Origin of the sequence: Arthrobacter sp. Soil762, assembly GCF_001428335.1 — a bacterium.
In the GTDB taxonomy this organism is placed as follows: Bacteria; Actinomycetota; Actinomycetes; order Actinomycetales; family Micrococcaceae; genus Arthrobacter.
This window is the reverse complement of record NZ_LMSG01000022.1, coordinates 133,654-152,345: the sequence shown is the minus strand read 5'-3', so window position 1 is coordinate 152,345 and position 18,692 is coordinate 133,654. Positions and strand designations below refer to the sequence as shown.

The 18,692-nt window shown below is 66.5% G+C and carries 18 protein-coding genes; 9 read left to right on the top strand and 9 right to left on the bottom strand.

Annotation, left to right across the window (positions count from 1 at the left end):
* The coding region (locus tag ASG77_RS22750; protein WP_235564688.1) for an HNH endonuclease signature motif containing protein at nt 1–840 on the top strand (840 nt) is incomplete at its 5' end.
* Nucleotides 841–853: 13 nt separating this feature from the next.
* Here the strand turns inward: ASG77_RS22750 and ASG77_RS19540 are convergent.
* Nucleotides 854–1,519, bottom strand: coding sequence for a GNAT family N-acetyltransferase (locus ASG77_RS19540; RefSeq protein WP_200950815.1), 666 nt, complete (start codon nt 1,517–1,519; stop codon nt 854–856).
* Nucleotides 1,503–1,655: a hypothetical protein gene (locus ASG77_RS22305; protein ID WP_200950814.1), complete on the bottom strand. Its 153-nt coding sequence runs from the start codon at nt 1,653–1,655 to the stop codon at nt 1,503–1,505. The genes ASG77_RS19540 and ASG77_RS22305 overlap by 17 nt, the downstream gene beginning before the upstream one ends.
* 188 nt (nt 1,656–1,843) lie before the next feature.
* On the opposite strand from ASG77_RS22305, the gene ASG77_RS19535 reads away from it, so the two are divergent.
* The 4 genes from ASG77_RS19535 to ASG77_RS19520 all read left to right on the top strand — a co-directional run bounded on the left by ASG77_RS19535 (nt 1,844) and on the right by ASG77_RS19520 (nt 6,569).
* Nucleotides 1,844–2,665 (top strand): IclR family transcriptional regulator, encoded by an 822-nt coding sequence (locus tag ASG77_RS19535; RefSeq protein ID WP_056349034.1) that lies wholly within the window; start codon nt 1,844–1,846, stop codon nt 2,663–2,665.
* Between the two features lie 185 nt (nt 2,666–2,850).
* Nucleotides 2,851–4,569, top strand: coding sequence for a urocanate hydratase (locus ASG77_RS19530; protein WP_056348869.1), 1,719 nt, complete (start codon nt 2,851–2,853; stop codon nt 4,567–4,569).
* Between the two features lie 9 nt (nt 4,570–4,578).
* Nucleotides 4,579–6,171, top strand: coding sequence for a histidine ammonia-lyase (gene hutH, locus ASG77_RS19525; RefSeq protein ID WP_056348866.1), 1,593 nt, complete (start codon nt 4,579–4,581; stop codon nt 6,169–6,171).
* A 161-nt stretch (nt 6,172–6,332) separates the two neighbouring features.
* Nucleotides 6,333–6,569, top strand: coding sequence for a hypothetical protein (locus tag ASG77_RS19520; RefSeq protein ID WP_056348863.1), 237 nt, complete (start codon nt 6,333–6,335; stop codon nt 6,567–6,569).
* Between the two features lie 121 nt (nt 6,570–6,690).
* Here ASG77_RS19520 and ASG77_RS19515 read toward each other — a convergent pair whose 3' ends face one another.
* From ASG77_RS19515 to ASG77_RS19495, 5 genes are all read right to left on the bottom strand, one after another.
* Nucleotides 6,691–6,948 carry a hypothetical protein gene (locus ASG77_RS19515; protein WP_156380384.1) on the bottom strand — a complete coding sequence of 86 codons (258 nt, stop codon included), beginning with the start codon at nt 6,946–6,948 and terminating at the stop codon, nt 6,691–6,693.
* Between the two features lie 182 nt (nt 6,949–7,130).
* Complete coding sequence (locus ASG77_RS19510; protein WP_056348857.1) at nt 7,131–7,532, bottom strand: universal stress protein; 402 nt, start codon at nt 7,530–7,532, stop codon at nt 7,131–7,133.
* 93 nt (nt 7,533–7,625) lie between these two features.
* Entirely contained in the window at nt 7,626–9,239 is a 1,614-nt protein-coding gene (locus tag ASG77_RS19505) for a tripartite tricarboxylate transporter permease (protein ID WP_056348853.1), read from the bottom strand.
* A complete protein-coding gene (locus ASG77_RS19500) occupies nt 9,239–9,751 on the bottom strand; it encodes a tripartite tricarboxylate transporter TctB family protein (RefSeq protein ID WP_056348850.1) in 513 nt (170 codons plus the stop codon). Before ASG77_RS19500 ends, ASG77_RS19505 begins: the two co-directional genes overlap by 1 nt.
* Entirely contained in the window at nt 9,748–10,758 is a 1,011-nt protein-coding gene (locus ASG77_RS19495) for a Bug family tripartite tricarboxylate transporter substrate binding protein (RefSeq protein WP_056348847.1), read from the bottom strand. Before ASG77_RS19495 ends, ASG77_RS19500 begins: the two co-directional genes overlap by 4 nt.
* Nucleotides 10,759–10,997: 239 nt before the next feature.
* Here ASG77_RS19495 and ASG77_RS19490 point away from each other — a divergent pair, with 239 nt between their 5' ends.
* Both ASG77_RS19490 and ASG77_RS19485 read left to right on the top strand, forming a co-directional pair.
* The gene (locus tag ASG77_RS19490) at nt 10,998–12,575 is read left to right on the top strand and encodes a sensor histidine kinase (RefSeq protein WP_056348844.1); all 1,578 of its coding nucleotides are present in this window, start codon (nt 10,998–11,000) and stop codon (nt 12,573–12,575) included.
* Nucleotides 12,572–13,237, top strand: coding sequence for a response regulator (locus ASG77_RS19485; protein WP_056348840.1), 666 nt, complete (start codon nt 12,572–12,574; stop codon nt 13,235–13,237). Before ASG77_RS19490 ends, ASG77_RS19485 begins: the two co-directional genes overlap by 4 nt.
* Here the strand turns inward: ASG77_RS19485 and ASG77_RS19480 are convergent.
* A complete protein-coding gene (locus ASG77_RS19480) occupies nt 13,234–14,676 on the bottom strand; it encodes an NCS2 family permease (protein WP_056348837.1) in 1,443 nt (480 codons plus the stop codon). The two genes, ASG77_RS19485 and ASG77_RS19480, sit on opposite strands and share 4 nt — an antisense overlap.
* A gap of 119 nt (nt 14,677–14,795) precedes the next feature.
* On the opposite strand from ASG77_RS19480, the gene ASG77_RS19475 reads away from it, so the two are divergent.
* Both ASG77_RS19475 and ASG77_RS19470 read left to right on the top strand, forming a co-directional pair.
* Entirely contained in the window at nt 14,796–17,189 is a 2,394-nt protein-coding gene (locus ASG77_RS19475) for an ATP-binding cassette domain-containing protein (RefSeq protein WP_056349031.1), read from the top strand.
* A 126-nt stretch (nt 17,190–17,315) separates the two neighbouring features.
* Complete coding sequence (locus ASG77_RS19470) at nt 17,316–17,945, top strand: copper resistance CopC family protein (protein ID WP_056348834.1); 630 nt, start codon at nt 17,316–17,318, stop codon at nt 17,943–17,945.
* Here the strand turns inward: ASG77_RS19470 and ASG77_RS19465 are convergent.
* Nucleotides 17,942–18,574, bottom strand: coding sequence for an FAD-dependent oxidoreductase (locus ASG77_RS19465; protein WP_056348832.1), 633 nt, complete (start codon nt 18,572–18,574; stop codon nt 17,942–17,944). The genes ASG77_RS19470 and ASG77_RS19465 overlap by 4 nt on opposite strands.
* Nucleotides 18,575–18,692 lie beyond the last annotated feature (118 nt).

The window sequence follows — 18,692 nt, the reverse complement described above, 5'->3', positions numbered from 1 at the left end:
GCAGCCGGGATCTGGAACCGGACCACCACCGCAGCCCGGGCCCTGCAGGGCCCCGACGAATCCCGGACCCTCACCCAGTTGCGGGCGGACGTGGCCGCGGCCTGGCTTCTGGGCGGCGAAGCCGATCTGATCCCGTCACCGAAGGCCCAGGTCCTCGTGACCGTCCCGGTCCTCTCGCTGAAGGGCCTCACGGATGAACCGGCCATGCTCGACGGGTACGGGCCCATACCGCCGTCCATGGCCAGCGCGCTCGTCGCCGACGGCGCCGAGTCCTTCCACCGGGTCCTGACAGATCCCCGCGACGGTGCACCGCTGGAGATCGGGCGGACCAGCTACCGGGTGACGAAAGCCCAATGCCGATGGCTCAGGCTTCGGGACGGAAGATGCCCGTTCCCCGGCTGCAGCAACCAGTCCTTGGACAACGAAGCCGACCACCTCCTCGCCTGGGCCCACGGCGGCACCACCGGAATCTCAAATCTCGGCCAGCCCTGCCCCAAACACCACAGACTCCGCCACACTACCGGTTGGAAACCCACCACCGCCACCAAGAACGAACCACCGGGCTGGACATCACCCACCGGACGGTACTACGCCAGCGAACACCCCGACTGGGAACCACCAACCTGGCCACACCAGATCGAAGAACAGCTGGGGCATCAAGAAATTGGCGAATGGCTAAGACTTCAAGATTTTGGTCCGGATCCTCAAAACCCGCCCGGCGACCTGTCCCTGCCCGAGGACCACCAGCCCGACCAACCCCGGACAGAAGGTGCGCCGCCGGATGAGCGGCCGTCTCCGACCACATCGAACGTCAGCGTCTTGGAACATCTAGGACCGTGAGTCGCTCTGCGGTTCAGCGTCCCGTCGCAGGAGGAGTCCACACAAACGGAGTCGTGGTGGTGATTGCGCGGAATCCCAACCTTTCCAGGATCGGCTCGCTGTCAGCGGACGCGTCCACCTGCAGGTACTTCACTCCACGGGCGGCCGCCACCTGGGCGCGTGCGGAAACCAGAGCCTTATAGATCCCGCGCCCGCGCCATGCAGGCAAGGTTGACCCGCCCCACAAACCGGCGAAGTCCGTGCCGGGATTGATCTCGAGCCAGGCCGCCGAAACCACTTCCCCCGAGGCTTCGGCCAGGAAGACCACCAGGTTTTCCGGGCCTGAGGCCAGCCGGTGCTGCAGATCAGCGGCCACCCAGCTGTAATCGGCGGCCCACACTTCAGACTTCATCGCCGCGATGCGCTCCAGGTCAGGGCGTTCGCGGGCAAGCCTCACCTGAATACCCTCCGGGACCACAGGTTCACCGGCCATCGAGGCTGTCTCACCCACCAGGACGGTCTCGCGGTCTTCCGGTACGAAGCCTGCTGCGCGGAGGCGGGACTCAAGATCAGCTGGGACGTCATGCGCCTGGGTCTTCCATTCGACGGCCTCCCCCCGGCCGGCAAAGTACTCACGCTGTTCGACGATCATCCTGTCGAGCATCCCGCCCTCCACGCCGAGGTCAACGGGCCGATTCAATGAAGCCCCGCCGCTGTCCGGTCACGCGTAGCAGGGGTCCCAGCAGCTGATATTCGTGGCCTGCCGGAACGGCCGGGGGCACCAGCCGGCGGAGCTGGGAATCGTACGCGGCAAGGATGCTCTTGGTGGAGACCATGCGTTTCAGCCTAGGACATCATCGACGGCGGGGTCCCCAACCGGGCTATGTCTGGTATTCCGGACACTGGCCATGTTGTGATGGTCACGCAGGGGACGGGAAGGGGCGCAAGGTTAAGTACGGGATCCCGGACATGGCCGGAATCCCCGCGAGAAATGACGGAGGGCACAGTGGAATCGAATGCAGTGGTGTCGAGCACGGAAGCCAGGCCAGAGGCGGGCAGTGAACCAAGGGCGACGTCCAAAGTCCCCGCCGCCGAGAACACCCTCCGTATCCTCAAACTGCTGGCCTCGAAGCGGGGGCCGATGGCGGCGTCGAGCATTGCCACGTCCTTGGGATTGCCGCGCTCCAGCGTTTACCACCTGCTCGGGGTGATGGAGGCGAACGGTTTTGTCCTCCACCTGCACGAGGAGCAGCGCTACGGACTGGGGATCAGTGCCTTCGAGCTGAGCTCGGCGTATTCGCGGCAGGAACCGCTGTCCCGCCTGGGCCGGCCGCTGCTGGCGTCGCTGGTGGACGTCATCGGCGAGAGCGCGCACCTGGCCGTGCTTCATGGCCGCGACGTGCTGTACATCGTGGAGGAACGGGCCAAGAACCGCCCGTCCCTGGTGACCGACGTCGGCGTCCGTCTTCCCAGCCACCTCACCGCCAGCGGCCGCGCCATTCTCGCCGCGCTGCCCAAGTCGCAGGTCCGGGCGCTTTACCCGAATGCCGAGGCCTTCACCGCCCGGCATGAGGTGGAGGGCGCCATCATGAAGTACTCCGCGCTGTCCTCGCACCTGGACCAAGTGAGGCAGCGCGGCTACGCCACCGAACATGGCGAGGTGACGCCCGGCTTCGGCTCGATCGCCGCCGCTGTCACGGACCACGTGGGATGGCCGACGGCGGCAGTTGCCGTCACGTTCCTCGAGGACAAATTGCCGGCGGACAAATGGCCGGCGCTCGCCGCGCGGGTCCAGAAAGTAGCGGACGAACTCTCCGTCCGCATCCACGGCCGCCCTGCCAAGTAGTGCTGCCCGGCGTCGGCTGGCTCTGCCTCGCCGACGGTCCGGCAGGAATCCGCAGCGGTCTGGAATCCCGGACACCACCCCTCCGAAAGCCCTGTCCGGCCCGGCCCGGAACGGCTTTAGTTGATACAGAACCTCTTCCCAACACCGCGAACCTCGTACTCGCCCAGAACACAAAGGAGCCCCTCATGGCACCCGCCGATTTCACCACCGGTGCCCGCCCGGTCAAAGCAGCCCGCGGCACCGAGCTCACCGCCAAGAGCTGGCAGACCGAAGCCCCGCTGCGGATGCTGATGAACAACCTGGACCCCGAGGTCGCCGAGCGCCCGGATGACCTGGTGGTTTACGGCGGCACCGGCCGGGCCGTCCGGTCCTGGGCGGCGTTCGATGCGATCACCCGCACCCTGGAAACCATGGAAAGCGACGAGACGCTGCTGGTCCAGTCCGGTAAGCCGGTCGGCGTCTTCCGCACCAACGAATGGGCCCCGCGCGTGCTCCTGGCCAACTCCAACCTCGTCGGCGACTGGGCCAACTGGCCCGAATTCCGCCGGCTCGAGGCCGAGGGCCTCATGATGTACGGCCAGATGACCGCCGGGTCCTGGATCTACATCGGCACCCAGGGCATCCTGCAGGGCACCTTCGAGACCTTCGCCGCGATCGCCCGCAAGCTCACCGGCGACGAGGACGGCACCCTCGCCGGGACCCTGACCCTGACCGGCGGGTGCGGTGGCATGGGCGGTGCGCAGCCGCTCGCCGTGACCCTGAACGAGGGCGCCTGCCTGATCGTCGACGTCGACGAAAGCCACCTGCGCCGCCGCGCCGGCAAACGCTACCTCGACGAGGTCGAGACCGACCTCGACACCGCGATCGCCAAGGTCCTGGCGGCCAAGGAAGAGCGCCGCGGCTGGTCCGTCGGCTACGTCGGGAACGCCGCGGAGGTCTTCCCCGAGATCCTGCGCCGCCACCGCGCGGGCGAACTGACCGTCGACATCGTCACGGACCAGACCTCCGCCCATGATCCGCTGTCCTACCTGCCCGAAGGCATCACGGTCCAGGAATGGCATGCAGAGGCCGCCGCTGACCCGGAGGGCTTCACCAAGAAGGCCCAGGCCTCCATGGCCCGGCACGTCCAGGCCATGGTGGAGTTCCAGGACGCCGGCGCCGAGGTCTTCGACTACGGAAACTCCATCCGCGACGAGGCCCGCAAGGGCGGCTACAACCGCGCCTTCGAATTCCCCGGTTTCGTCCCGGCCTACATCCGTCCGCTGTTCTGCGAAGGCCTGGGCCCGTTCCGCTGGGTCGCGCTCTCCGGTGACCCGGAGGACATCGCGGTCACGGACAAGGCCATCAAGGAACTCTTCCCCGAGAACAAGCACCTGCACCGCTGGATCGACGCGGCCCAGGAACGGGTCGAGTTCGAAGGCCTGCCGGCCCGGATCTGCTGGCTCGGCTACGGCGACCGCGCCAAGGCCGGCCTGCTGTTCAACCAGCTCGTCAAGGAAGGCAAGGTCAAGGCGCCCATCGTGATCGGCCGCGACCACCTCGACTCCGGCTCCGTGGCCTCCCCGTACCGGGAAACCGAGGCCATGGCCGACGGCTCCGACGCCATTGCGGACTGGCCGCTGCTCAACGCCCTGCTGAACACCGCGTCCGGTGCCACCTGGGTCTCCATCCACCACGGCGGCGGCGTCGGCATCGGCCGCTCCATCCACGCCGGCCAGGTCTCCGTCGCCGACGGCACCGACCTCGCCGCGCAGAAACTCGAGCGCCTCCTCACCAACGACCCCGGCATGGGTGTCATCCGCCACGCCGACGCCGGCTACGACCGCGCCACCGACGTCGCCAAAGAACGCGGCGTCCGCATCCCTATGAACGAGACCGCAGACTCCGCAGAAGCAAAGAAGTAGGAACATTCAATGACCATCACCACGCAAGCACCGCTCACCGTCACCCTCGGCTCCAGCGGCGTCACGCCCGAGGACGTTGTCGCCGTCGCCCGTCACAACGCCCAGGTGACCATCTCCCAGGAAGCGTTGGACACGGTGGCGAAGGTCCGCGCGCACATCGACGAACTCGCGCACAGCGAGACCCCCGCCTACGGCATTTCCACCGGCTTCGGCGCGCTGGCCAACCGGCACATCCCCAGCGAGCTGCGCACGCAGCTGCAGAAATCGCTGATCCGCAGCCACGCCGCCGGCATGGGCCCGGCCGTGGAACGCGAGGTGGTCCGCGGCATTATGTTCCTGCGGGCCAAAACCCTCGCCTCCGGCCGCACCGGCGTCCGTCCCGTCGTCCTGCAGACCATGGTGGACGTGCTCAACGCCGGCATCACACCGGTGGTCCGCGAATTCGGCTCGCTTGGCTGCTCCGGCGACCTCGCCCCGCTGTCCCACTGCGCCCTGGTGCTGATGGGCGAGGGTGAAGCGGAAGGGCCCGACGGTGTGACGTTCGGCGGGCGGGGTGAGGCGCCTGTCGCCGAGCTGCTCGCCGGGCACGGCATCGAACCGGTCACCCTCGCCGAGAAGGAAGGCCTGGCGTTGGTCAACGGCACCGAGGGAATGCTGGGCATGCTCCTGATGGCCATCGCGGACCTTCGCCAACTGCTGACGACGGCGGACATCACCGCCGCGCTCAGTGTCGAGGCGCTGCTCGGTACAGACCAGGTCTTTGTGCCGGAGCTGCATGCGGCGCTGCGTCCGCACCCCGGCCAGGCTGCCAGCGCGGACAATATGCTGCGCGTGCTGTCCAACTCCCCGATCGTGGCCTCGCACCGCGTGGGGGATTCCAAAGTCCAGGACGCCTACTCGCTGCGCTGCGCGCCCCAGGTGGCCGGGGCCGCCCGGGACACGGTGGACTACGCCGCCCTCGTGGCATCCCGTGAGCTTGCCGCGGCCATCGACAACCCGGTGGTCCTGCCGGACGGCCGGGTCAGTTCCAACGGCAACTTCCACGGCGCCCCCGTGGCGTATGTCCTGGACTTCCTGGCCATCGCCGTCGCGGACCTGAGCTCCATCGCCGAACGCCGGACGGACCGCATGCTTGACCCGGCGCGTTCGCACGGGCTGCCGGCGTTCCTGGCCGCGGATCCGGGGGTGGACTCGGGCCTGATGATCGCGCAGTACACGCAGGCAGGGCTGGTCTCGGACAACAAGCGGCTGGCCGTCCCGGCGTCGGTGGATTCCATTCCCAGCTCCGCCATGCAGGAGGACCACGTGTCCATGGGCTGGCATGCGGCCCGGAAGCTCCGCAAGGCCGTGGAGAACCTTCGCCGCGTCCTGGCCATCGAACTGGTGACGAGCGCCCGTGCCATCGACATGCGGACGCAGCTGTCCGACGGCGAGCTCACCCCCGGCCCGGCAGGCGCTGCCGTGATCGGGGTGCTGCGGTCCGTCGTCGAAGGCCCGGGAACCGACCGGTTCCTGTCGCCGGAGCTCGAGGCGGCTGACCGTCTGGTTGCCTCAGGAAGGGTCCGGGCAGCCGCCGAATCCGCCGTCGGAATTCTTGCCTGAGCGGGAATATTCTTCGGTCCTGCCAAGAAATTCGTCCAATGTTCAAATATGGTGCAACACGAACAATTCGACGCCGGGAAGTGTAGTAGAACTGAAGGTGTAGTAAAAGTCACATCAAAGAGGCTGTGGCGCAGAACGTATACAAAGGGGTAGTAGTTCAAATGAAAGCACGTGGGGCTGTCCTGTCGAGGCGCAATGTCCACTCGGCCACCATCTCGGAGTGGGGAACGCTCAAAGCCGGGGACCGGGTGGAAATCATCAAACACGCGCACGTCATTGCGGCGGGCGAAGTGGAGGAAGTATCGCAGAGCGGGAACGTGCTGTGGCTCGTGCCGGCCACTCCGTCAGAAAAGGAACTTTTCCTTAAATCCGACGGTGTAGAAGTCCGCAGGAGTTAGGAACACAAGACCAAATAGCAAAGAGTCCCCGCCTTCCGTTGCCGGAAGGTGGGGACTCTTTGCGTGGATCGCGGGCTGGATCGAAGCATCGATCGAAGCCCGGATCCGGGGCCGAATCAGGTCAGGCCGCAATGCTTTCGTAGGTTTCACCAAAGGGAACCGACTCGTCCAGGGCTACGGTGAAGCGTCCCGGGCGCAGGCGAGTAACAAGGATGCCGCAGGCGGCTTCTTTCGCCGGCTCGATCAGCGTGGCAACAGCGTTGTCCAGCCCTTCGTGCATCTCGTGCGCTGTGGAAAACTGCAGGTTGATGGACAGGTAAGCCGCGGCTTCGACGGCCGCCACGGCGGCCAAGGGGCGTTCCAAAAATGCTGTAGTCATGTGCCGAACTTTCTGTGTCTCGTGCCAAACGGCTCGATCCACTGTACCGGATACAGGACCTAGGATGTCAGATGACTGCTGTCTCGTGCGCCCAGACGCCAAAAATCCGAAGCTTGTTCGCGGGACCACGCCGTCAAGGCGGGGTCCCGCGAACAAGCTTCGGATAAATGGTTGTGCGCGGATCAGCCCGCCATGCCCGCTTTGACGGCCAGAACGGGACAATCAGCCTCGAGCAGGATCCGCTGCGACGTGCTGCCCATAATCAGTTTGCCCACCGGGGTGCGGCGGCGCAGCCCGATCACGATGAGCTCGGCGTTGTGCTCCTCCGCGGCATCGAGTACCTCCGCTGCCGCATCGTGGCCGCGGACAGGCTGCTTGATCACGTGGTCGACCCCGTGGGCGGCCAGGCGCGCCTCGATGCCATGCATTTCGGGCTCCTGGGCGTACCGGTTGTCCACCAGGGCATCACCCTTGGAGGAGTTGATGACCAGCAGGGTGGTGTTGCTCTTCCTGGCCTCGGCGATGGCCTGGGTCAGGGCTGCTTCGCCCTCCGGGGTAGGGACGTATCCCACCACAATCGTCATGGCTGTACCTCTTTTTCTGTCAGTTGATCTTCTGCTGCGGGGCGGATGCGGATGCTATGCGGGGCGGATGCCCAGGACTGGGTAGCCGACTGGTTAGCCGCCGCCGTCCCCGTCGCCGCCAGTAGTGGCACGGTGGCTGCCATGGCTGGCGCTGCCACCCGAGGCATCCGTCGGTTCGGATGCGCCGGAGCGGGTGGCGGCCACCCCTGCCGGCACTGCTGCCGGTCGGTTCCGGCGGATCAGCTTGAACAGCAGCGGCCACAGGAGGATGAGGGCGATGATGATGTAGATGCCGACGGCGATCGGCTCACTCCAAAGGCCGGCAGGGTCGCCGGCGCTGAGCTGCAGCGTCTGGCGGAGCTGCTTTTCGATGCGCGGTCCGAGGATGACTCCGAGGATGAGCGGCAGGACGGGAAGTCCGAACCGCCGCATCATGAAGCCAAGCGCGCCGAGCGTCAGCAGGAGCACCAGATCGAACGCCTGCAGGTTCACCGAGTAGGCGCCCAGCGTGGCGAAGAACAGGATGCCGGCATACAGGTAGGGCCGCGGGATCTGCAGGAGCTTGGCCCACAACGGTGCCAGGGGCAGGTTGATGATCAGGAGCAGGAAGTTGCCAATGAAGAGGCTCGCGATGAGGGCCCACACCAGCGGTCCCTGGCTCTCGAACAGCTGCGGTCCCGGTTGGATGCCGTACTGCGTGAAGGCCGCCAGCATTACCGCAGCCGTGGCGTTGGTGGGCAGGCCCAGGGCCAGCATGGGGGTCAGAGTGCCGGCCGCGGCAGCGTTGTTGGCTGCTTCCGGACCGGCCACGCCCTCGATGGCGCCCTTGCCGAACTCCTCTGGGTGCTTGCTGAGTTTCTTCTCGGTGACATAAGAGAGGAACGTGGGGATCTCGGCTCCGCCGGCAGGAAGAGCGCCAAACGGGAAGCCGAACGCGGTGCCGCGGAGCCAGGGTTTCCAGGACCGTTTCCAGTCCTTTTTGCCCATCCACGGACGTCCCACGGGGATGACCTGCAGGGGTGTGCGGCGCAGGTGCGCGGCAACCCACAGCGCCTCGCCCACGGCGAAGATAGCCACCGCAACCACCACGATGTCCAGGCCATCAGCCAGGAGCGGTACGCCGAACGTGAGCCGGGCCTGGCCCGTGACCACGTCCAGGCCCACCAGACCGATGGCGAGGCCAAGGCCCAGGGACGCGAAGCCCCGGAGCCGCGAGGAACCCAGGACCGCGGTGACCGCCAGCAGGGCGAGAACCATGATCGCGAAGTAGCTGGGGGCGCCCAGGCTGATGGCGAACTCCACCACGATCGGAGCGCAGACTGCCAGGAGGGCCGTGCCGATGGTGCCGGCCACGAACGAGCCGATGGCCGCCGTCGCCAGCGCCTGCGCGGCCCTGCCGGCTTTCGCCATCTTGTTGCCTTCGATGGCCGTGACCACAGACGACGATTCACCCGGCGTATTCAGCAGGATGGAGGTGGTGGAGCCGCCGTACATGCCGCCGTAGTAAATGCCGGCGAACATGATGAAGGCGCTGGTGGGTTCCAGGGCGTACGTGACCGGAAGCAGGAGCGCAACGGTCATGGCCGGGCCGAGGCCCGGGAGGACGCCGACGGCGGTACCCAGGACGACGCCGATCACGGCGTAGAGGAAATTCATGGGGGTGAGGGCGGTGGCAAAGCCGTCCATCAGGGAGGAGAAGACATCCATCAGAGAAGCCCTTCCAGGAGGCCGGCGGGCAGGTTAATGCCAAGGCCAAGGTAGAAGCCGTAAAAGGTCAGGAGGGACATTGCCACCGAGATGAGTCCGTCGCGGATGTAGTTCCGGCCGCCCAGTGCCCAGACGCTGCCCCAGAACAGGATGGTGCCGGAGATGACCCAGCCGGCCCAGTCGATCAGCAGGATGTTCGCGATGAAGGCGCCCGCCAGTGGCAGGACCGTTTTCCAGTCGGCGGGGTGGGAAAGGTCCACGTCCTCGCCGCCTTCCGCCTCGCCTTTGCCACCGCGGAATACGTTGACGGCCAGCATCACGGCGCAGACCAGCAGCAGGCCGCCCACGATGAACGGCAAGGTCTTAGGTCCTACGGGATCAGACTGGGAGTAGGTGGTAGCGATGCGGGTTGCGTCCCAGATGACCAGGGCCCCGGCCGCCCCGAGCAGGAGGGCAACCCCCAGCTCGGAGCGGCCTTTGAGCCGTGAGGCCAAAGTTGGTGAGGAGCTCACGCCAGGCCAAGCTTCGTGAGGACGTCCGCCACCCGCTTGTCCTGCTCGGCCAGGAAGCTTTCGAACTCGGCGCCGGTGATGAAGGCGTCGCTCCAGCTGTTGGTCTTCAGGGCTTCCTTCCAGGCGGCCGTGCCGTGCATCTTTTCGAGTGCCGCGATCATCTTGGCCTTGTCAGCGTCGGTGATGCCCGGAGGGGCCACGATGCCGCGCCAGTTGGTGAACACCAGGTCGATGTTGGATTCCTTGAGCGTGGGAGCGTCCACGCCGTCGAGCCGCTTCTCGCCGCTGGTGGCCAGGACACGGACCGCACCGGATTCGATCTGCTTGAGGTATTCGCCTGCACCGGAGGCCGCAAAGCCCACCTTGTTGCCCAGGATGGCCGGGAGGAGGTCTCCACCGCCGTCGTAGGACACGAAGTTCACCTTGGTCGCGTCGATGCCCAGGGCTCCGGCCAACTGCATGGGCAGCAGGTGGTCAGGGCCGCCGGGGGAGGAACCTCCGCCGACGCTGATGGAACCCGGGTCAGCCTTCCAGGCGGTGACCAGGTCATCGATGGTTTTGTAGGGCGAATCCTTGTTGACCATGATGGCGCCGGGCTCTTCGATGAGCCGGGCCAGGGGGGTGGTGGCCGTCAGCTTGGACTCGGACTTGTTGGTGTAGCTCGCGCCCACCACGCCCAGGCCCATGAGCATGGTGAGGTCGCCGTTGCCCTTTTCGTTGACGATGCGGGCCAAGCCCACGGTTCCGCCGGCGCCGGCGAGATTGAAGACTTCGGGGTTCGTGGCGATTTTCTCGTCTTCGAGGACTTTGGCCGCCACGCGGGCGGTGGTGTCGTAGCCGCCGCCTGCAGTGTTGGGGACCATGATCTGGAGCCCGGTCAGCGGGCCGGCGGGGGCGCCGGAGCTGGCTCCGTCAGTAGAGCTCTTCCCGGTGGCACCGCAGCCGGTGGCCATCAGGGCGATGCCGGCGGCGACGGCGGCAATTCGGAATGCGCGGATCTGGCGCATGGTGTTCCTCTTCTCTAAATCTGATCAGCAAGAAACTGACTGGTGATCCGATGCTAGGCCCCGAAGTGACGGGCATCACTCTTGTGTACGCAGAGAAAGTTAAGTTCATTGCGTTCACGTTTCCGGTGGCCCACCGGCGCTATGCAGCGCCCATAGTTCAGGTAGCCTGACCACCAGAGACCCGACAATCAAAGACCACGCAACCAGAGGAAAGAACCACAGTGACTCGACGAAGAGGCATGTCCCTTGCGGGGCAGTACCTGGTTCTGCAGTTGCTCATCGTTTTCGCCGTCCTGGTGGCCGTAGTGGCCATCTCCCTCGCCCAGTCCGCTGCGGCGTTCGAACGGGTTGAGGGCCGCCGGGCGCTGTCCGCTGCCGAAGCCCTGGGTGCCAATCCCACCGTCCGGGCGCTGCTGCCCGCGGCCGAACCCCGCGGCGGCTCAGCCCTTCCCGCCGTGGCCGAGTCGGTGCGGACAGTCTCGGGATCCTCGCACGTGGCGCTAGCGAAGCCCGACCGCACGGTGGTTGCCTCCTCCAATCCCAGCCTGTTGGGGCAGCCCTTGGAACTCGGCGCCAGCCGCGTGCTCGAAGGCCGCGCGTGGACCGGCGTGGTGGAAGGATCCGGTACGGAGGAGCTGTCCGCGCACGTTCCGGTCCTCGACGACGCTGGAAAAGTCATCGGCATCGCCGCCATCAGCCGGAACTATCCCTCCGTCCTGGAGCGGCTGGGGGATGCCGTGCCCAACCTCCTTACCTATCTCGGTGTTGCCAGCGTGCTGGGTGTTGCCGGCTCGCTGCTGCTCTCCCGCCGGGTCAAGCGGCAGACCCTGGGCATGGAACCGAGCGAAATCACCGGCCTGGTGGAAAACCGCGAGGCCATGCTGCATGGCCTGAAGGAAGGTGTGGTGGCGCTGGACCCGCACGAGCGCATCACCGTGGCCAACGACAGTGCCCGCGCGCTGCTTGGCCTCCCCGCTGACTGTGTGGGCAAGCGCCTGGCCGGCCTGTCCGTGGAGCCAGCGCTCAAGGAAGTCCTCACCCGCGAGCAGCCGGAGCCGGACCAGCTGGTGCTCGTTGGCGACCGGCTCGTGGTGCTGAACCGGGTTCCCATCCGTTCGCGCGGCCGCGACATCGGCTCCGTCACCACACTGCGCGACCGCACGGAACTGTCGGCACTCGAGCGGGAACTCGGGGCCACCCGGACGGCAACCGACACTCTCCGCGCACAGGCTCACGAATTCGCCAACCAGCTGCACGTGATCTCCGGCCTCATCCAGATCGGTGAATACGATTCCGTGGTCCAGTTCGTCAACGGTGCCACCCTGGACAGGACCCGGCTCAACGACGAGGTCACAAGCCGCATCGAGGACCCGGCGCTCGCCGCCCTGCTGATCGCCAAGTCGAGCCTCGCCACCGAACGCGGGGTCACCTTGCAGCTAGACCCGGAATCCGGGCTGAAGCGCGTTGACGATGAGCTGTCCCGCGACCTGACCACGGTGGTCGGGAACCTGGTGGACAACGCGTTCGACGCCGTCACCGGGCTTCCGGCGGCAGCGGTCAGGGTGCTCGTGGAGGACACAGCCGACGGCGTGACGGTCACCGTCCGCGATTCCGGCCCCGGCGTCGCCGGGGATCAGGGGGAGATCTTCCAGCAGGGTTTCACCACCAAGGACCCGGGCCCCGGCGGCAGCAGGGGCTTCGGCCTGGCGCTCTCGCGGGTGGTCTGCCGGCGCAGCGGCGGCGACCTCACGGTAACCAACAACAACGGGGCGGTCTTCACCGCCCGGCTGGAACGAACACGGAGAATGCAGCAATGATCAAAGTCCTGATCGTCGATGACGACTTTATGGTGGCCAAGGTCCACGCAGGGTTCATTCAGCGCACTCCCGGGTTCGCCGTCGTCGGGGTGGCCCATACCGGCGCCCAGGCGGTCATCGAAACGGGGCGGCTGCAACCGGACCTGGTGCTGCTCGATATCCACCTGCCGGACATCAACGGCCTGGACCTGATGCACAAACTGCGCGAAGTGGCCCCGGAACTGGATGTCCTGGTGATCAGCGCCGCCCGTGAGGTGGACACGGTGCGCAAGGCCCTTCGCGGCGGGATAGTGCACTACCTCATCAAGCCCTTCTCGCAGACTGACCTGCAGGAACGGCTGGAGCACTACCGCAGCGCCTACCAGGGCCTCGACTCGGCCAAGGATGTGGCGGAGCAGTCGGACGTGAACCGGGTGTTCGGGCTGGACCGGACCGATCGGCCGCTGCCGAAGGGCTGCAGCATCGAAACGCTGAAGCTCGTGGAAGCTGCCCTGAAGGAGGCCGACGGCGACCTCTCCGCCGCCGAAGTGGCCGCCCAGTTGGGCACGTCCCGGGTTAGTGCGCGCCGGTATCTGGAGTACCTCCACGATGAAGGCGTGCTGGAGGTCCGGCTTAAGTACGGCGTGGGCAGGCCCGAGCGGCGGTATGTGCTGAAGGGCTAGGGCATGCCCAGTGCGGCCTCGATGGGACCGACGGCGAAGAACAGCAGGAACGCGCCGGCCACCGCCCACATCAGCGGGTGGACGTCCTTGATGCGGCCCTGGAACGCCCGGATCAGGACATAGGCGATGAAGCCTGCGCCGAGACCGTTGGCGATGGAGTACGTAAACGGCATCAGGGTCATGGTCAGGAAAGCCGGGATGGCGATTCCCCAGTCCTGCCAGTCGATCTTGCCCACCTGGGAGACCATCATGAAGCCCACCACCACCAGGGCCGGGGCCACCGCCTCGAACGGAACGAGGTTGATCAGCGGGGTGAAGAACATGGCCACCAGGAACAGCAGGCCGGTGACGATGGACGCCACGCCCGTCCGAGCACCCTCGCCGATCCCGGCGCCGGCCTCAACATAGATCTGGTTCGAGGAGACGGACGCACCGCCACCCACGATCGCGCCGAGCGCGTCCACCTGGAGCACGCGGTCCACGTCCGGGATGTTGCCGTCCTTGTCCACAGTGCCGGCCTCGTTGGCCAGGCCCACCATGGTGCCCATGGCATCGAAGAAGATGCTGAGCAGGATCACGAATGCCAGCAGGGTGGCGGCCACGAAGCCCAGGTGTTCAAAAGCGCCGAACGGGTTGGCCTTGCCGATCAGCGACAGGTCCGGGGCGCTCCACCCCGTAAAGGACGGCGCCACGAGGGACCAGCCCTGAGGGTTGGCGGTAGTGCCGTCAAAGCTGGGGCCGATGTGGAGGGTCATTTCAAGGATCACGGAAATGATGGTGGCGGCGATGATGCCGATCAGGATGGCGCCCTTGACCTTGCGGACCACCAGGGCGATGGTGAGGATCAGGCCGAACACAAAGACGGCCGTGGGCCAGCCCAGCAGTTTGCCGTCGAAGCCCAGGCCCACGGGAACGGTGGTGCCGGCAGCGTCCGGGATCCGGCGCACAAAGCCGGCATTCACCAGCCCGATCAGGGCGATGAACAGGCCGATTCCCACCACGATGGCGGTCTTGAGCCCGTCCGGGACGGCCTTGAAGACGGCGGTCCGGAAACCGGTGAGGACCAGGATCATCATGGTCACGCCGGACAGGACCACCAGGCCCATCATGTCCGGCCACGTCAGGCCCGGGTTCGTGGCGACCGTGACGGCCACAAACGCGTTCACGCCCAGCCCCGCGGCCAGCGCGAAGGGGTGCCTGCCCCAGGCGCCCATCAGGATAGTGAGGATGCCTGCCACAAAAGCCGTCACAGCGGCCACTGCGGCAAAACCAAGTGTGTTGCCGCTGGAATCCGGGCCGGAGAGGATCAGGGGGTTAAGCACCACGATGTAGCTCATGGCGAAGAACGTGGCAAAGCCGCCGCGGATCTCGCGGGAGAGGTTGGACCCCCGCTCGGATATCTTGAAGTACCGGTCCAAGGCAGAGCCCTGCTTAAGCATTAGTCCTCCGGGATGTGTTGTTGGGGTTACTCGATCCTAGAGGGCGGGGACCGCGTCCAGTGTGCGCGCCTAGAATGTCTGTCAGGAACCTCACAATGCCGAGCAATGTTGGAGACACCATGACTACTGACACGTCGACAGTCCAGCAGCTCCCCGCGACCCACGTTGCCGACAGCCACGATCTGATCAGTGTGCAGGGCGCCCGGGAGAACAATCTCAAGGACATCAGCATCGAGATCCCCAAGCGGCGCCTGACGGTGTTCACCGGGGTGTCCGGATCCGGCAAGAGCTCACTGGTGTTCGCGACGATCGCCGCGGAGTCCCAGCGCATGATCAACGAGACCTACAGCGCCTTTGTGCAGGGGTTCATGCCTAACCTGGCGCGGCCCGACGTGGACCACCTTGACGGGCTGACCACGGCGATCATCGTTGACCAGGAGCGGATGGGCGCGAACCCTCGCTCCACGGTGGGCACTGCCACGGACGCCAACGCCATGCTCCGGATCCTCTTCAGCCGGCTGGGCACCCCGTACGTCGGGCCGCCCACGGCATTCTCCTTCAACGTCCCGACGCGGAAGGCCAGCGGCGTGATGAGCACCGAGAAGGCCGGCGGCCGGGTGGAGAAAGCCGTGGTGCAGAACGCCGTCTACCTGGGCGGCATGTGTGCGCGCTGCGAGGGCATGGGCTCGGTCTCCGACTTTGACCTCACCGCTTTGTACGACGACACCAAGTCCCTCGCCGACGGTGCCCTGACCGTCCCCGGCTACAGCATGGACGGGTGGTACGGCCGGCTGTTCGAGGGCATGGGCCTGCCGATGGACAAGCCGATTGCCACGTTCACGAAGAAGCAGCTCGAGACGATGCTGTACGCCGAGCCCACCAAGATCAAGGTTGAGGGCATCAACCTCACCTTCGAAGGCATCATCCCGAAGATCCAGAAGTCCATGCTGTCCAAGGACGTCGAGGCGATGCAGCCACACGTGCGGCGCTTCGTGGAAAGCGCCATCACTTTCCAGGCCTGCCCCGAATGCGAGGGCACGCGGCTCAGCCCCGAGGCCAGGTCCTCGAGGATCCAGGGCAACAACATCGCCGATCTCTGCGAGATGCAGATCAGCGATCTGGCCGAGTGGGTCCGCGAGTTCAACGAGCCGTCGGTTGCGCCGCTCCTCAAAGGCCTGCGGCACCTGCTGGATTCCTTCACCGAAATCGGGCTGGGCTACCTCTCCTTGGACCGCCCGGCAGGCACCCTCTCCGGCGGCGAGGCGCAGCGGACCAAGATGATCCGGCACCTGGGCTCGTCCCTCACCGACGTCACCTACGTCTTCGACGAACCCACCATCGGCCTGCACCCGCACGACATCGAACGGATGAACCAGCTGCTGCTGCAGCTGCGCGACAAGGGCAACACCGTCCTCGTGGTTGAACACAAGCCCGAGACCATCGCCATCGCCGACCACGTGGTCGATCTCGGCCCCGGCGCCGGCACCGCGGGTGGCAACGTTTGCTTCGAGGGCACTGTCGAGGGTCTGCGGCGGAGCGACACCACCACCGGCCGCCACCTCGACGACCGTGCGAAGGTTCGGGGATCCGTGCGAACCTCGACCGGCGTCCTCGAGGTGCGTGGCGCCTCCACGCACAACCTCCAGGATGTCGACGTCGACGTTCCCCTCGGCGTGCTCTGCGTGGTGACCGGTGTGGCCGGTTCGGGCAAAAGTTCGCTGATCCACGGTTCGGTGGCAGGACGTGACGGTGTGGTGGTAGTCGACCAGGGCGCCATCAAGGGCTCCCGCCGCAGCAACCCCGCCACCTACACAGGCCTGCTCGAGCCGATCCGCAAGGCTTTCGCGAAGGCCAACAACGTGAAGCCGGCGCTGTTCAGCTCCAACTCCGAAGGTGCCTGCCCCACCTGCAACGGCGCGGGCGTCATCTTCACCGAGCTCGGCGTGATGGCCACCGTCGAGTCCACGTGCGAGGACTGCGAGGGCCGGCGGTTCCAGGCGTCAGTGCTGGAATACACGCTGGGCGGCCGCAACATCTCCGAGGTGCTGGCCATGTCCATGACAGAGGCTGAAGTGTTCTTCAGCGAAGGGGAGGCCCGCACGCCCGCCGCGCACAAGATCCTGGACCGCCTCGTCGACGTCGGGCTTGGTTACCTGACGCTCGGCCAGCCGCTCACCACGCTGTCCGGCGGCGAGCGGCAGCGCGTCAAGCTGGCCACGCAGATGGCCGAGAAGGGCGACGTCTACGTCCTCGACGAACCGACCACCGGCCTCCACCTCGCCGACGTCGAAAACCTCCTCGGGCTCCTGGACCGGCTCGTCGAGTCCGGCAAATCGGTCATCGTCATCGAGCACCACCAGGCGGTCATGGCGCACGCCGACTGGATCATCGACCTGGGTCCCGGCGCAGGGCACGACGGCGGCAAGGTCGTTTTCGAGGGCACGCCCGCAGAGCTTGTGGCCGCCAAGTCCACGCTCACCGGCAAGCACCTCGCGGCCTACGTCGCCGGCTGAATGCCGGTGCCGGGAAGCGTGCCCGGGAAGCGTGCCGGGGAAGCGTGCGGGTGCAGTGCGCGCTGCCGCTGCCCGGGGAAGTTCGCCTAGGCTTGAAGGACGCCAACCCAAGGGAGCAGTACACCCATGCGATCCATCCGCCGCCAGTTGCTGAGCGTTGTGCTCGGGAGCTTCGTTCTCGCCGCCGCGCTGCTGGGGTTTTCCGCCCCGGCGTCGGCACATGATGCCGCCGAGTCCAGCAGCCCGGCGCAGGGCGCCACGGTGGCCACAACGCCGGAACAGGTCTCCGTCACCTTCAACAAGAACCCGCTGGGCATCGGCGCACAGTTCTCCGTCAAGGATTCCGCCGGGGCTGAGTGGGCGGACGGCGCTGTTGAGATTGTGGACAGCACTGCCACCCAAAAGCTCAAGGCCGGCGCTCCGGCGGGGGCGTACACGGTGGCCTGGCGGGTGGTCAGCTCGGATTCCCACGCGATCGAGGGAACGTTCGGCTTCACGGCGACCGCCGCGGCGGCGGGAGCCGCGCCCTCGGGAACATCGTCGGCGGGAGCATCGCCGTCGGCCGCTGTTCCCACGATGGGAACCGCGCAGCCGGGAACCGTGGCAGCTCCGGCCCCGGGCGAAGACGCGTCCGAACCGTTCCCATGGAGCCTGGTGATCTTTGCCGCGGTGGCCGTCGGGCTGCTGGTGGCCATCGGTATCCTCGCGAAGCGCCGCCTCACCGCAGGCAGCGACGACGAAACCGAACAGGCCTAGACGGCGGCGGCGCTTTCCGGGTGGACCGTGGCCTGGACCGTTGCTGAAATGGCCTGGCCCACGGTCTTCGCCTGACGCAGGACTTCCTTGGGTGAGGGCGTGATGAGCTCGCCCACTCCCACGAGGTAGATGCCGATCTGCCGCATGGCTGCCACCAGGTTGCGGCCAACCGTGATGCCGAAGTCGCTGAGCATGCGCCGCAGCTGGCTGTGCGCGCACCGGGTCAGCACAATGTTGTCAGCCAGCAGGATGCCGTTGGGCGTATGGACTTCCCACTTGCCGGACGGGGAGCCCGCGGCTGTTCCTGCAGTATTTCCGCCTGGTGCGCCGCCCACCATGGTCAGCTGAACCGCCCGGGTGGTGTTGCGGACATCCATGTGGTGGCTGGCGGCGTAGTTGCGCAGGTGGCGGAGGATCTCGTTGCGCTCCCGGAGGGAGTCGGAGTCTGCTGCGTCGCAGCGCTGCAGTGAAGCAGTGTTGGCCGGCTGTCCGGCGCCGAGGATGTCGAGCCCGTCCACCACAATCGCGTCCACGCCGCGGCGGCGCAGTTCTGCGCCAACAGCCAGGCCTGAGAGCCCCGTGCCGATGATCACCGTGGTGGTCCGTTCGGTCCCGCCATTCACAGGCATGCTTGACACTACAGTTTTCCTCCTTCAAAGGCTTTCGGATGCAGGCAGCGTTGCCCCGCATGCGTTCCGTTACCCCCAAAGTCCGGCCGCAGCACCGGCCCGGACGCACCTGAATGGG

Coding starts and splice junctions, on each gene's coding strand:
- ASG77_RS22305 (WP_200950814.1), bottom strand. CDS start 1,655: ATGGTCTCCACCAAGAGCATCCTTGCCGCGTACGATTCCCAGCTCCGC.
- ASG77_RS19530 (WP_056348869.1), top strand. CDS start 2,851: ATGGCACCCGCCGATTTCACCACCGGTGCCCGCCCGGTCAAAGCAGCC.
- hutH (WP_056348866.1), top strand. CDS start 4,579: ATGACCATCACCACGCAAGCACCGCTCACCGTCACCCTCGGCTCCAGC.
- ASG77_RS19520 (WP_056348863.1), top strand. CDS start 6,333: ATGAAAGCACGTGGGGCTGTCCTGTCGAGGCGCAATGTCCACTCGGCC.
- ASG77_RS19515 (WP_156380384.1), bottom strand. CDS start 6,948: ATGACTACAGCATTTTTGGAACGCCCCTTGGCCGCCGTGGCGGCCGTC.
- ASG77_RS19510 (WP_056348857.1), bottom strand. CDS start 7,532: ATGACGATTGTGGTGGGATACGTCCCTACCCCGGAGGGCGAAGCAGCC.
- ASG77_RS19505 (WP_056348853.1), bottom strand. CDS start 9,239: ATGGATGTCTTCTCCTCCCTGATGGACGGCTTTGCCACCGCCCTCACC.
- ASG77_RS19495 (WP_056348847.1), bottom strand. CDS start 10,758: ATGCGCCAGATCCGCGCATTCCGAATTGCCGCCGTCGCCGCCGGCATC.
- ASG77_RS19490 (WP_056348844.1), top strand. CDS start 10,998: ATGTCCCTTGCGGGGCAGTACCTGGTTCTGCAGTTGCTCATCGTTTTC.
- ASG77_RS19485 (WP_056348840.1), top strand. CDS start 12,572: ATGATCAAAGTCCTGATCGTCGATGACGACTTTATGGTGGCCAAGGTC.
- ASG77_RS19480 (WP_056348837.1), bottom strand. CDS start 14,676: ATGCTTAAGCAGGGCTCTGCCTTGGACCGGTACTTCAAGATATCCGAG.
- ASG77_RS19475 (WP_056349031.1), top strand. CDS start 14,796: ATGACTACTGACACGTCGACAGTCCAGCAGCTCCCCGCGACCCACGTT.
- ASG77_RS19470 (WP_056348834.1), top strand. CDS start 17,316: ATGCGATCCATCCGCCGCCAGTTGCTGAGCGTTGTGCTCGGGAGCTTC.
- ASG77_RS19465 (WP_056348832.1), bottom strand. CDS start 18,574: ATGCCTGTGAATGGCGGGACCGAACGGACCACCACGGTGATCATCGGC.